Annotated in this window: 12 protein-coding genes; 4 read left to right on the top strand and 8 right to left on the bottom strand. The window is 43.2% G+C overall.

The genetic code is table 11. The features are described from left to right. Positions 1-126: 126 nt before the first annotated feature. Positions 127-2,205 (top strand): ATP-dependent DNA helicase RecG, encoded by a 2,079-nt coding sequence (recG, locus tag OCU78_RS00745; RefSeq protein ID WP_137373980.1) that lies wholly within the window; start codon positions 127-129, stop codon positions 2,203-2,205. Between the two features lie 131 nt (positions 2,206-2,336). Here recG and envZ read toward each other — a convergent pair whose 3' ends face one another. Both envZ and ompR read right to left on the bottom strand, forming a co-directional pair. After that, positions 2,337-3,641, bottom strand: a complete 1,305-nt coding sequence (gene envZ, locus OCU78_RS00740; RefSeq protein ID WP_137373979.1) for a two-component system sensor histidine kinase EnvZ — start codon at positions 3,639-3,641, stop codon at positions 2,337-2,339. A gap of 127 nt (positions 3,642-3,768) precedes the next feature. Continuing rightward, positions 3,769-4,488 (bottom strand): osmolarity response regulator transcription factor OmpR, encoded by a 720-nt coding sequence (ompR, locus tag OCU78_RS00735; protein ID WP_137373978.1) that lies wholly within the window; start codon positions 4,486-4,488, stop codon positions 3,769-3,771. Positions 4,489-4,651: 163 nt separating this feature from the next. On the opposite strand from ompR, the gene greB reads away from it, so the two are divergent. Continuing rightward, positions 4,652-5,134 carry a transcription elongation factor GreB gene (greB, locus tag OCU78_RS00730; protein WP_137373977.1) on the top strand — a complete coding sequence of 161 codons (483 nt, stop codon included), beginning with the start codon at positions 4,652-4,654 and terminating at the stop codon, positions 5,132-5,134. Here the strand turns inward: greB and OCU78_RS00725 are convergent. The 4 genes from OCU78_RS00725 to OCU78_RS00710 form a co-directional block, all read right to left on the bottom strand. Beyond that, entirely contained in the window at positions 5,131-5,802 is a 672-nt protein-coding gene (locus OCU78_RS00725; RefSeq protein WP_137373976.1) for a Crp/Fnr family transcriptional regulator, read from the bottom strand. The two genes, greB and OCU78_RS00725, sit on opposite strands and share 4 nt — an antisense overlap. Positions 5,803-5,978: 176 nt before the next feature. Continuing rightward, positions 5,979-6,704 carry a nucleoside phosphorylase gene (locus OCU78_RS00720; protein WP_137373975.1) on the bottom strand — a complete coding sequence of 242 codons (726 nt, stop codon included), beginning with the start codon at positions 6,702-6,704 and terminating at the stop codon, positions 5,979-5,981. Between the two features lie 66 nt (positions 6,705-6,770). After that, entirely contained in the window at positions 6,771-7,976 is a 1,206-nt protein-coding gene (locus OCU78_RS00715) for a NupC/NupG family nucleoside CNT transporter (protein ID WP_137373974.1), read from the bottom strand. Beyond that, entirely contained in the window at positions 7,973-8,524 is a 552-nt protein-coding gene (locus OCU78_RS00710; protein ID WP_137373973.1) for an NAD(P)H-dependent oxidoreductase, read from the bottom strand. Before OCU78_RS00710 ends, OCU78_RS00715 begins: the two co-directional genes overlap by 4 nt. Before the next feature lie 849 nt (positions 8,525-9,373). On the opposite strand from OCU78_RS00710, the gene OCU78_RS00705 reads away from it, so the two are divergent. After that, positions 9,374-11,707, top strand: a complete 2,334-nt coding sequence (locus tag OCU78_RS00705; RefSeq protein ID WP_137373972.1) for a Tex family protein — start codon at positions 9,374-9,376, stop codon at positions 11,705-11,707. A 136-nt stretch (positions 11,708-11,843) separates the two neighbouring features. Here the strand turns inward: OCU78_RS00705 and OCU78_RS00700 are convergent, their stop codons facing one another. Then, positions 11,844-12,317: an ATP-dependent Lon protease gene (locus OCU78_RS00700; protein ID WP_137373971.1), complete on the bottom strand. Its 474-nt coding sequence runs from the start codon at positions 12,315-12,317 to the stop codon at positions 11,844-11,846. Positions 12,318-12,640: 323 nt separating this feature from the next. Next, on the bottom strand, positions 12,641-13,426 hold the full coding sequence (bioH, locus tag OCU78_RS00695) for a pimeloyl-ACP methyl ester esterase BioH (RefSeq protein ID WP_137373970.1): 786 nt from the start codon (positions 13,424-13,426) through the stop codon (positions 12,641-12,643). 85 nt (positions 13,427-13,511) lie between these two features. Here bioH and OCU78_RS00690 point away from each other — a divergent pair, with 85 nt between their 5' ends. Further along, a complete protein-coding gene (locus OCU78_RS00690) occupies positions 13,512-14,228 on the top strand; it encodes a ComF family protein (protein WP_137373969.1) in 717 nt (238 codons plus the stop codon). The last annotated feature ends 7 nt before the right edge of the window (positions 14,229-14,235 follow it).

The following is a 14,235-nucleotide window of genomic DNA, read 5'->3' as shown; positions in this document are numbered from 1 at the left end:
TTTTTGTATCGGCTTATCGACCAAACATTCAACTTCATCCTTTACCCTCTCCCCTACAATTCTGCCTGTACAAAAATCCAGTAAAATGATTGAATAGCTTGTCACTCTTATGTTTGCGAGCCATGTATGTCACAACTTTTATCTGCCATCCCTCTCACGTCCTTATCTGGTGTTGGAGCGAAAGTCGCTGAAAAACTCGAAAAAGTTGGGCTCAATAATGTACAAGATTTACTTTTCCACCTTCCATTACGTTATGAAGACCGCACTCGTATTTACCCAATAGCTAAACTTCACGCCGGTTTATGGGCAGCCGTGCAAGGAAAAGTCATGAGCGTAGACACGACCTTCGGTAAACGTAAAATGCTGACCGTAAAGATCAGTGACGGAAATGGCACAGTTACTCTGCGCTTTTTCAACTTTACAGCTGGGATAAAAAATAACTTCTCTGAAGGTAAACAAGTTTACGCTTACGGGGAGATAAAACGGGGTGGTATGGGGCTAGAAATAGTACACCCTGATTACAAGTTTTTCGCCCCAAGGCAGCAGCCTGATATCGAACAAAACCTAACGCCTGTTTATCCAACAACAGAAGGATTAAGGCAGGTCACTCTACGTAACCTAACCGATCAAGCATTAGCACTACTCGATAAAGCGGCGGTTAAAGAATTACTTCCTGCAGGTTTATACGACCATCAAATCACGCTTGGTCAGGCTCTGCATACTATACACAGACCACCACCTTCGATAGATATTGAAGCCTTTGATGAAGGCAAACACCCTGCTCAACTTCGCCTGATCATGGAAGAATTACTCGCACAAAATTTATCTATGCTTTCTGTGCGCAGTAAAGGTCAATTAGATAAAGCTTTACCTCTTCCAGAAGTAAACGAACTAAAAACTCAGCTACTTGCCCAATTGCCGTTTTCTCCAACTAATGCGCAGAATCGAGTAGTGAAAGAAATCGAAGCGGACTTAGAAAAAGCACACCCTATGATGCGCCTAGTTCAGGGTGATGTGGGTTCAGGTAAAACATTAGTCGCCGCTTTGGCTGCCGTAAGAGCTTTAGAGCACGGGCAGCAAGTCGCGCTAATGGCACCGACAGAGTTACTGGCTGAGCAGCATGCTATTAACTTCGCTAACTGGTTTGAGAGCATGGGCATTCAAGTTGGTTGGTTAGCCGGAAAATTAAAAGGCAAAGCAAGGGAAAAAGAGCTCGCTAGCATTGCCAGTGGTGAAGCAAAAATGGTGGTTGGAACTCATGCTTTGTTTCAAGAACATGTGGAGTTTAATAACCTCGCACTTGTCATTATTGATGAACAGCACCGTTTTGGCGTCCATCAGCGTTTAGAGTTACGAGAGAAAGGGGCAAAGCAAGGTTATTACCCGCATCAACTGGTTATGACAGCGACTCCAATCCCAAGGACTTTAGCCATGACGGCTTACGCCGATTTAGAAACATCTATCATTGATGAACTTCCACCAGGAAGAACGCCAATTCAGACGGTCGCGCTGCCTGACACTAAGCGTGATGATATTGTCCAACGAGTAAGAAACGCCTGCCTTAATGAAGGTAAACAAGCGTATTGGGTGTGTACCTTAATTGATGAATCAGAAGCTCTAGAAGCCCAAGCCGCCGCTGACACGGCAGAAGAATTACAACGCACACTGCCAGACGTAAAAATAGGTTTAGTGCATGGGCGAATGAAACCAGCCGAAAAGCAAGCCGTGATGCAAGAGTTCAAAGAGAACAAGCTTCACTTACTGGTAGCAACCACCGTAATTGAAGTTGGGGTTGATGTACCCAACTCCAGCCTGATGATCATCGAAAACCCGGAGAGGCTTGGTTTAGCACAATTACACCAATTACGAGGCCGTGTCGGTCGTGGTTCAGTTGCGAGCCACTGTGTACTCTTGTACCACTCACCTTTGTCTAAAACCGCTCAGAAACGTCTAGGGGTTTTACGAGAAAGTAATGATGGGTTTGTCATTGCGCAGAAAGATCTTGAGATTAGAGGGCCGGGTGAGTTACTTGGAACAAAGCAAACAGGGTTAGCCGACTTTAAAATTGCAGATTTAATGCGAGACCAGCGTTTAATCCCTGAAGTGCAACGAATTGCTCGTCATATTCATGATCAATACCCAGACAATGCATTGGCTATTATTGAGCGCTGGTTAGGCGAGCGAGACGTTTACTCTAAGGCCTAACTCTTATTAAACCCGCTAAGTTCGTTTTAACCTAACTCAATTCAGCAGCTGTTAATCAATAAATATCAAAAACGGGCTCTATTTTAGAGCCCGTTTTATTATTTTAGAAATTATACCTAACTGATTATAATTTAAGACTTATATGTCGGAAAACTGATCTGCGCTTTTAAGCCACCTTGACTGCGATTATTCACCACAACGGCTCCTTGGTGTTGGCTAACAATCCTTTTTACGATTGCTAAACCTAATCCTGTACCCTCACTACCTCGTGCGGTATCACCTCGGGTAAAGGGTTCAAACAGTTTACTTATTTGGTCTTGTTCAATACCAGGACCATTATCTTCAACCGTCACCCACACTAGTTTGTTATCTGCGGTCATACCCGTTGAGATCTTGACCCAACCATTACCATAGCGAAGTGAATTCACCACCAAGTTACTTACCGCTCGCTTAATCGCAATCGGGTTACCTAAAGCCGCTTTCATTGACTCAGCAATATCCGTTTCTATCTGAACTTCATACCCACCTTCAGAGCTTGCTACTTCACGGGCAATATCATCAAGGAATACATTGGTGAACGACTCGGTATTCACTGGCTTCAAATAGTCCATAAACTGGCTAATAATCTCATTACACTCTTCAGTATCACTGATGATCCCTTCCGCTAGATAAGCATCTTCCGGAGACATCATTTCTGTCGCTAAACGAATACGAGTTAATGGGGTTCTTAAATCATGGCTAATACCAGCCATTAGTAGCGCTCTGTCCTCTTCGAGCTCTTGTATTCCTTTGGACATACTATTGAATGCTCGAGTTACCGAACGAATTTCAGATGCACCTTTCTCAGATAATGGAGGTGGAATTTCACCCCGCCCAACCCCTTTAGCCGCTTTTTCTAATGCAATCAAAGGTCGATTTTGTAACCGTATAAACAACCAACCTCCAGCAATAATCAGCAACGCCATAATCAGGCTGTTTCTAAAGAGTGGTGCGAAATCTTCTTCTTGTAGTTCAGAGAGAGGAATACGAATTAGTGAATTGGGCAACGCATCAATATCCATCCACAATACGTAGCTTTCTGCACCTAAAATCAACCGAACTTCCGTTTGAGAACCCAACTCCTTACTCATCTCCTCGCTCATTAGATCAATAGTCACTGCGTGAAAATATTCCTCTGAAATAGGACCATCTTTTGCATGAACCGTAACTCCTAATTGCTCTAATACACGACGCCTTAATGGGGCATCCATCTCTAAATCTTCCCCGCTACTTTCATCCAAAACTAAATTCAGCTCATGAGCTAAAATTTTGTTGAACTGCTGGAGACTCGGCATCAATGCGTAATTGAACACCGCGTAGTAAGAAAACACTTGGCTAGCGATTAATAGAGAAAGAAATAGAACAATAGATTGAGTGAAGGAACTACGGATACGCATAGGAAACCTTAGAAGAGCAGATAATGGAAAGCTGAGAGGCACAAGCCTCAATCATAATGTATAAACAACAAAAAGACCGAGAAACAAAAAGGCCATCGTAAATAAATACAATGGCCAGACATTTTACTTAAACCGCTTTTCCATCAGGAACAAAGACATAACCTAAACCCCAAACGGTTTGGATGTATCTAGGTTTGCTTGGATCTTCTTCAAGCATACGTCTTAGGCGAGAAATTTGAACGTCAATCGAACGCTCCATCGCTGAATATTCACGACCACGAGCCATGTTCATCAACTTATCACGAGACATTGGCTCACGAGCATTCGTCACCAAAGATTTCAAAACAGCGAACTCACCAGACGTTAATGGCATTGGCTCTTCACCACGGAACATCTCACGAGTCCCTAGATTCAAACGGAATTCACCAAATTCAACTATTGATTCTTCAGTACTTGGTGCGCCTGGTGCTTCAATCACTTGGCGACGCATAACGGCTTTAATACGAGCCAGTAGCTCACGCGGGTTAAAAGGTTTTGGCAGATAGTCATCTGCACCTACTTCTAAACCGACAATACGATCGACTTCATCGCCTTTTGCCGTCAGCATTAGAATTGGCAACGTATTATTCGCATTACGTAAGCGGCGACAAATAGATAAACCATCTTCACCCGGTAGCATTAAATCCAGTACCATCAAATGGAAATTTTCACGAGTCAGTAGGCGGTCCATCTGCTCACTATTTGCCACGCTACGAACTTGAAAGCCCTGCTCCGACAAATAACGCTCAAGTAATGCACGCAAACGAGCATCATCATCGACCACTAAAATTTTATAGTTTTCTTGCATGTAATGATTCCACCTAATAAAAGCTTACGCCTGAAAATTTATGATTTGGGGTAAGGCATTAAAAATGTAACATTCTTAGCGCAAATGTCGCCCAAAGAATTGTTAACGTATGTTGCCTTTCTATATATTCTATCTTAGAACATGATTTAATTTAGTCAGAGTTATGAAAACAAACTTAATCACTCGTGAGGGTTATGACAAACTCACAAAAGAACTGAATTTTCTGTGGCGAGAAGACCGCCCAGAAGTCACTAAAAAAGTAACTTGGGCTGCAAGTCTAGGTGACCGCAGTGAAAATGCAGATTATCAATATAACAAAAAACGCCTTCGAGAAATCGATCGTCGTGTGCGCTATCTCAGAAAACGCTTAGACCAAGTTAAAGTTGTCGACTATTCGCCACAACAAGAAGGCAAAGTGTTTTTTGGAGCTTGGGTCGAAATAGAAAATGAAGACGGTGATATCAAGACGTTTAGAGTTGTAGGTCCTGATGAGATCTATGGTGGCGTCAAAGATTACGTTTCGATTGATTCACCGATGGCACGCGCATTACTCAAAAAAGAAGTGGATGATGAATTTATCGTGAGGACGCCTGAAGGTGATAAAGAATGGTTCATTAACGCGATCCGTTATGATGGCAAACCTTAAGAAATAAACGCTTCTAGCCGAGCCATATCGCAAATATGTATTTGATTACCTCGCTTTTCAATCAAGCCTTGCTCTATCAAGGTATTGAGAGCGCGACGGTAAACTCGGCTTGAAGTGCCAAATCGTTCCGCTTCAAACTCTACCTTATCAAAAGCATCCAAAAAGACATTTTGACGCGCCCTATGCCAAAGGTCATAAGCGATATTATACGCTATCGAGTGCAACACTCGGTTAGTGTAAATCTCCATTGATTCTTCGTAATCATAAGCCAATGCCGACGCAAAGAAGAGCGCTAAGTTGGGCTTATCGGTAATACACTTTTGTAGTTGATTCGCGCAAATCACATCAGCTTCAATGTCATCATCCGCAACCACATTCCATTGACATGCGTTACCAGAAAAAAACTCCATCTCACCAAAAATATGATGATCACACTTCACTTCACCTAATTGAAAACGTCGGCTATTCACCGCACAAATATGCATCGCTACTCGCCCGACCGAGATAATATAGAGTTTATTAACAGGCTGACCTTGCTCTAAAATCGTGTCACCACGACTAAAACGTTGGGTGCCAACCCGACATTGAAAAAGAGCCGCTTCAAAATCACCGTATTGCTGTTCTAATAGAGGAGTAAAGCGTGTATTGGCATAAGGACGTAGCTGCATTGGATTCTTCATAATAATGGAGACTGCAAGAACATACGCATTTGAGAAGGGCTTTGGAATAGATGATGTCAAAAATTGACACAATAGCACCCATTACAATGGTCTAATTATCACAAGAGCCCCCACTTAACTGAGCAGCTCTTGTAATTCGATGGCTAAGTTAATAACTAAAAAAGCTATCGCGTTAGAGCATACAGAGCCGCCAGCGTAGCGTTTTGCTCGCCTTGTGATGTCAGTGTTCCTTCATCGACATAATCGCTAATGCCTTGCTGAACATCTTGCTCGTACAGCACAACGTTATTCAGAACCGATGCAACTTGCACGCCTCTTAATCGACCCACAGTTAATAGCGCAGATGTCTCCATATCGGCACCTAATACACCTTTTTCATGCCAATACCGGCATACATCAAGTTCATTATCGATGTAAAAACTATCATGAGAACGTACGACTCCACGATGAAAGTTCTGCAGCATTTTGTTGCTAAACTCCACCAGCCCACTCACTAAATCTATATCGGAATAGGCAGGATAATTAGGTGAAATATAACTCGCCGACCCACCTTCATCTCGTACCGCAGCTTCTACAATGATCAAGTCACCCATCGCAATATCATGCTGCAAAGCACCAGCGGAACCAACACGGATGACTTGTTTGGCACCGCACATTACTAGCTCTTCAAGGGCAATAATAGCAGAAGCCGCGCCAATACCTGTACTACAAACAGTAATATCTTGTTGATTGTATCGCCCTCGTATCAAGCGAAATTCTCGATTGTTAGCCAGTGACACCACGTCAGATAAATGTTCTGCAATGCGATCTACACGTGCAGGGTCACCACACACAATGACCTTATCAGTAACTTGTGTTTCATCGACACACAAGTGGGGTTGTTTGTTCATAATCTACCTTACTGCTCAACGACCTTACTCATCATGGTAGACTGCGCGATACGCAGCCTCATTCAATTACACAAACAGGCCAACAACCGCCGCGTTCATTAAGTTTGCTAGTGTTGCCGCCAATAGAACTTTCATGCCCAGTTGACCAATAACACCTGCACGCTGTGGGATCATTTTACTCAATGCGCCACATACCATTGCCACCGAACCGATATTGGCAAAGCCACACAGTGCAATGGTCATAATAGCGGTGGAACGTGGGGTCATTTCAACGCCACCCATACTTGCAAAAGCAACAAATTCGTTAAGTGCGATTTTCTGACCTAAGAAAGAACCCGCAATACCCGCTTCTTCCCAAGGAATACCAATTAGCCATGCAACAGGCGAGAAAAACGTTCCTAGAATGACATCAACCGTTAGGTCTGGCTTCCCAAACCATTCGCCAATCGCTCCTAAACCTCCATTTAGCATCGCCATTAAACCGATACATGAGATGATCACAGCACCGACAATAGCGGCAATTCCCATACCTGCTATCGCACCTTTTGCAACCGCATCAATAAAGCTGCTCGGCTTTTCATCGTCTGGAAGTTCTGGAACTTCATCAACGGTCTCTTCTGTTTCAGGGATCAATAATTTAGCAAACATCAAACCAGCTGGAGCCGACATGAAACACGCCATAATCAGGTAATTAAGGTCCACTCCCATACCCGCTAGACCAGCCAGAATAGAGCCAGCAATAGAGGACAAACCGCCAACCATCACAGCAAAGATTTGAGAACGAGTTAGTACACGGTGGTAAGGCTTCACCAATAAAGGTGCTTCCGTTTGCCCCAACACAATATTGCCAGCTGCATTCATTGACTCGGCACGAGAAGTACCTAATACACGCTGTAAACTGCCGCCAATAATACGAACGAACCACTGCATAATGCCTAGGTAGTAAAGCAATGATGTTAACGATGCCGTAAAGATGATTTGTGGCAATACTTGCAGAGCCCAAACAAAGCCAATGCCATCGACACTAAAGTTCACTAAGCTACCAAAAGCGAAACGAATACCTTCAACTCCGTAGCCAAAAACATTCCCCACGGCATTAGACACAGACAGCAAGACACTCGCACCAACATCCGTTACTAGTACGAAGAAAGCAACACCAATAATGACAACAAAAGCACCACCAACTGCACGCCAGCTTATTTTGCTGCGGTTTTCAGAGAAGATAAAACCAACACTCAATAGCGCGATAATTCCGAGTAAAGACTGGATCATTTTGAAACCTCTAAAGATTGATTAACGACTTGAATAAGGCGTTGTGCATGTTGGTGAGAGAGTTCTAAAGTCATGGCTTTATCACCGCCTTCTTCTGGGGTAGCGTTCATTTCAAAGGTCACTATCGTATCGACAATGTTGACCTCTGCCGCTCTGAATGGATGTTCGTACGCGACTTGATAGGCTAAGAGGGGTAAAAAATTGAAGCCAGTTTCGCTGTATGACTCTTCTGTTGCACCAGCAGTGACAGAAAACAACACCGGCTTATCTTTAAGCTTGCTACCCTCTGGACCAAAGGCAAAGCCGTATGTGAATACTTCATCAATCCAACGCTTAAGTACAGACGGATACGTACTCCAATAAAGTGGGAACTGAACCACGATTAGATCTGCTATTTGCAGCGCAGTTTGTTCCGCTTCAATATCACCATTAAAATTTGCAACGTGATTAACATGCCACTCGGTTTGCTGAGTAAGGTCAGCCAAAATTGTGGCATTTGCGACTGACTTGGATAAGTCAGGATGACCATCTATCACTAAAATATTCATAATTATGTCCTTGAAGTTACGCTCATTTCGCACAACACATAGCCACTCGATTACCATAGAAAAAGGTTTATCGATTATTGGCTGAATTATAAATAATAAAAATGGTTGGGCAGGAGGACATTTGTCCCCTCACGAATGAGGCAGATCATAATCTTTGACGAAACAAACAGAGTAAATAAATAAACTGGAGATAAAAGGGAAGGGATATGTACAACCTAAATAAAAGAAACCCCGCTAAGCTTTCGCCTAACGGGGTTATGGTTCTTTTGCAGCAATCCGGCTACTGTTCATCTTATGAGGTTTCCCTTCAATAAGACTGATGCTCCCTGCATCTATCCTTGACTGTGGCTAAATCCTTTAACCGATTTCCATAGTTCATCGCCATCCTAGCGGTGTCCATATTGCCCATCATCCTGACTGGCTAATCTCATCCAAAGATATTACTGATTCAGTATTTTACTTCCTTGCTGATAACTCATCCTAAGTCACCAAATCTTCATCCTGAAGATACCTATTCCTTTAGGCTTTGTCCTGTTCCTGCCAACTCCCTGTCGACAAAGTGAATATTACGCGGATTGTTTGACATTCACAGAGGCTAAAAACAAAAATTTATCTGAAACATTAATTAAACAAAATTAAAGTCAAATTAAATCAACCGGTTATAATAAAATTCGAGACATTTCATGATAAATGCGAAGCGTATTCTCACATTAGCTGTGAGAGATCTCTTACAAGCCCCATAACAGATAGAGAAACCTGCTCTAGCCCATATTATTCGGGGTTAACTCTAGAAAACACCCAAGTGACTCCCCATATTACTTCTATGATACTAAATAAGAGATTCAACGGATGAGCCACGCTATCTGTACATTGATTGCCCAGGAACTGAATGTTCGCCCTGAGCAAGTTATCGCTGCTGTAAACCTCATTGATGACGGCAACACTGTTCCATTTATTGCGCGTTACCGTAAAGAGGTCACTGGAGCATTAGACGATACCCAACTGCGTAACTTAGACAGCCGACTTTCTTACTTACGTGAATTAGATGATCGCCGTCAAACGATCCTAAAATCAATTAAAGACCAAGATAAGCTGACACCTGAACTCGAAAAAGACATCAATCAAGCAGACAGTAAGACTCGCCTTGAAGATTTATACCTTCCTTATAAACCCAAGCGCCGTACCAAAGGGCAAATTGCCATTGAAGCAGGTCTCAAACCCTTAGCCGATTCCCTTTGGAACAACGCACAACAAGATCCTGAAACGGAAGCAAATCATTATATATCTGCAGATAAAGGCATCGCAGATACTAAAGCTGCACTTGATGGCGCACGAGCGATCATCATGGAACGTATCGCAGAAGATGCAAACCTACTTGAAAAAATCCGCCAACACTTAACCCGTAATGCAGAACTGGCGGCTCGCGTCGTTAGCGGTAAAGAACAAGAAGGTGAGAAGTTTAAAGATTACTTTGAACATAATGAAGCAATGAGCAAAGTCCCTTCACACCGAGCTTTAGCTATGCTACGCGGTCGTAATGAAGGCTTCTTAACGTTAGCTATGAATGCCGACCCAAGCCAAGATGAAAGCATTCGAACTTCATATTGCGAAAACATCATTTCTGATCATTACGGTATTCATTTAAGCAGCGCCCCCGCCGATGCATGGCGTAAGCAAGTGATCAGCTGGGCATGGCGTATAAAAGTTTCTATGCATATGGAAACTGAACTTATGGGTTCAATGAAAGAACGCGCTGAAATTGAAGCCATTGAAGTATTCGCGACCAACCTTAAAGATCTACTCATGGCAGCGCCTGCTGGTCCTCGTGCGACTTTAGGTCTCGACCCTGGTTTACGTACGGGTTCTAAAATTGCGATTGTGGATGCGACAGGTAAAGTGCTCGCGACAGATACGATTTACCCTCACCCACCACAAAAGCAATACGACAAGTCGGCTCATGTTGTTGAACAATTAGTTCGCAAATACAATGTTGACCTTATTGCGATTGGTAACGGTACCGCTTCACGTGAAACCGACAGCTTTGTGGCTGATGTGATCAAGCGTGGCAACCTAAACGCGCAGAAAATTATCGTCAGTGAAGCTGGAGCCTCTGTGTATTCAGCATCAGAATTAGCGGCGAAAGAATTTCCGAATATGGATGTATCGATTCGTGGCGCCGTGTCGATTGCTCGCCGATTACAAGATCCTCTCGCAGAGCTTGTGAAAATTGACCCGAAATCCATTGGTGTGGGTCAATACCAACACGATGTAAGCCAAACTATGCTTGCTAAACGCCTTGATGCGATTGTAGAAGATTGTGTGAATGCCGTTGGTGTAGACGTCAATACCGCTTCTGCTGCACTACTGACACGTGTGGCTGGGCTGTCTACAACCATCGCTCAAAATGTTGTGGATTACCGCGATGAGAATGGTCGATTCGAAGCGCGTACGACTCTAAAGAAAGTCGCTCGACTCGGACCAAAAGCATTTGAACAATGTGCGGGCTTCTTAAGAATTATGGATGGTAAAAACCCACTTGATGCATCATCCGTTCACCCTGAAGCTTATCCTGTCGTGAAAGCCATTGCAGAGAAGAACCAAAAAGACATTAAGTCTCTTGTTGGGGATACGGATTTCTTACGTGGTTTGCACGCGATTGATTACACCAACGACAATTTTGGTGTTCCGACGATTACCGACATCATTAAAGAGCTTGATAAGCCAGGCCGAGACCCGCGTCCTGAGTTTAAAACCGCGACATTTGCAGATGGCGTAAATAGCATGTCTGACTTAGAACTCGGCATGATATTAGAAGGTGTTGTCTCTAACGTGGCAAATTTCGGTGCTTTTGTGGATATTGGTGTTCACCAAGATGGCTTAGTACATATTTCTGCGCTGACTGATCGCTTTGTCTCTGACCCTAGAGAAGTCGTAAAAGCCGGTGATATCGTTAAAGTCAAAGTCATGGAAGTGGATGTTCAGCGTAAACGTATAGCTCTGACCATGCGTATGAAAGATGAACCAGGACAAGACAATAAGTCACAACGTTCTAGTTCACCTCGCGATCAGCAATCTAGACCTCGAAATCAAAATGCTCAAGGTAACCAGCGTCGTCGTGAAGAACCACAAAACGCGGCTATGGGTGGTGCATTCGCTGCTGCTTTTGCTAAAGCAAAGAAATAAGCTGAATAGGTAATAAACCGAAGTAAGCCGTTACAAAAGCGATCAATAAACATAAGTAATCACCAAAAAAAAAAAGCCTGACCTTCCATAAAATGGGAAGAGTCAGGCTTTTTTCTTAAGTAGCCAAAGATCTCCGTCATAAAACCGCTATAACTTCTGATGGCGTATGAGGCGCTACCGCATGACCATAGTGATACTTAATGATCTTACGCCGTTTATCCATCTGATCTTGCCTTATCGCCGCATCTAAAACATGCCTAGGCAGTCGAAAACGCATCGTGTAACCTTTTCCTTGATCGGCACTGTATGTCTGTAATGCTAATAGACCAAATAACCGATCTAAGATGTCTTTGGGTTCTTCATGATAAATCGAACTGGCTTCCGACTCGTTATCCATCTCATAACCTGGGTGATCAGAGGGATCCCATGCCGACTGCTTTCGTCGTTTCTCATCAGACTTAACCCTACGTTCTGCATTAGTTTTTGCCATTGCAACCGTTGGGGCTATTGGTTCACGAACTCTATTATCGCGCGCAACTTGCTCTGTTTGCACATTAACTGATGGGGCGATCAATGGCACACTTACAACTGATGCAGGTGGCACTATCATCGCGAAGTCTCCTCAGAATCGCCCAACGTTTTATGCTTTCTTGCTTATCTATTTATCTATTTATCTATTTATCTATTTATCTATACAGCTTTATCTCATCGATAAATTATTCTCGTTATACTCTTTTGCTTGGCTTTGACCTGGTATGGTCTCCTACCTACGAATATCTATAGATATATCTAGACCAGCAAAGAAACAACTCCCATTGATAGCCAGTTACTTAACAACTCACCTCGTTGGTTAGCTTATATATCGACCAGTTTGATCATAAATTTAGCATTTAGTTTCTCTTCAAATAAAACAATAATCATTTGAAGTAGTTATCACTGGGGCGTTATCTCTGCAAAATTGAGTAACTGGCTGCAAAATGCTTCCGCTTCAGTCATGAATGGTGCATGCGATGATTGAGTAAAAATAAACTGCTCCGTATGAGGCAAAGCTTTATCTAAATCTTTAGCCACTTTAATCGGAACTAAGCCGTCTAAGCGACCATATAAGCGCAGCATTGGAACCGATATTTCCGGTAGTTGCTCTCTTAGATCTACATCAGATAACATCTTCAAACCCGCTAATAATGATTCTGGATTTGGCAACGGACGAGATAACACCGCTTGCTTTAACTGTTTAACATCTTGCCTCGCTGAAGGACTACCCATCGCTTGTAAAGCCATAAATCGTTCAATGGTGGTTTGAAAATCTTCTACAAGCTGCTCAGTGAAAGCCGTCAATACATTCGGCTGAATACCACGCCACATCACTGGTGTTTTCTCGGCTGAAAATTTAGGTGAACTGGCAACCGTCACTAATTTACGAACATAATCTGCATGGTGCAAAGCCATATGAGTAGCAACTAAACCACCTAGAGACCATCCGACCCAAATAGCATTTTTAGGTGCCTCTGCAATCAGTAAATCAGCAATACCTGCAAGATCTTTAGCGGGGCTGTGAGAACTGTGCCCGTAGCCAGGAAGGTCGACGACATGAACCGTAAAATGACTTTCTAGCGTTTTAACGGTTTGCTGCCAAACGGCGCCATTCATCCCCCAGCCATGAACCAAAACTAAGTCAGGACCTGAACCTGATACATGCCAATACAATGCTTTACTCATTCTTGCAGTGTCTCCTACTTTTTTCAGCCACGTTAGCCAAACACGCCACTTACTATTAATGATTGTCCTTTAAAGAATTGAGCTCATGTTATCTGATTGGCTACAAAAGAACACCCAACGCCTGTTCACGCCTCTGTGCCCATTATGCCAACTAAAAAAGTCGGACGCAGATAGTGCTTCAATCTTTTGCAATACGTGTATGGAGTTTATTGCCTCAACGACTCGCTGCTTACGCTGTGGGTTAGAAACACCTTCAACCATTGAGCAATGCGGCAGTTGCTTATCTGACCCTCCGCTATGGGACAGGCTATATTGTGTGAGTGACTATACCTTCCCTACGTCTTCTTATATTCATAAATTCAAATACACCAAACAGTTTTGGCTAGCTCGGGATTTAGCTTCACTCATTTCAAACCGTATAGACCAACCCGCACCGCTGATCACAAGCGTCCCTTTGCATTGGCGACGCTATCTACAACGCGGATTTAATCAGAGCGATTTACTTGCCCGTTACACAGCGAAAACACTGACGACAAAAGAAATGAAAATTAAAAGCAAAACACTTTTCAAACGAATAAGAGCGACGGCAACTCAGCAAGGCTTATCTAAGCGCCTTCGACAGCAGAACCTCGCCAATGCATTCACACTAATAAAAACGTCATTACCTAAACACATTGCCATTATGGATGATGTGGTCACAACAGGCAGTACCGTGAACTATTTATGCCAGTTACTACGAGAAAGAGGGGTTGAAAGAATTGATATCTATTGTATTTGTCGGACGCCCGAGCCAAGTAAATAAAGGCGAC

It is taken from the genome of Vibrio gallaecicus, from assembly GCF_024347495.1.
Lineage (GTDB): Bacteria > Pseudomonadota > Gammaproteobacteria > Enterobacterales > Vibrionaceae > Vibrio > Vibrio gallaecicus.
This window is presented reverse-complemented; position numbering and strand designations above follow the sequence as displayed.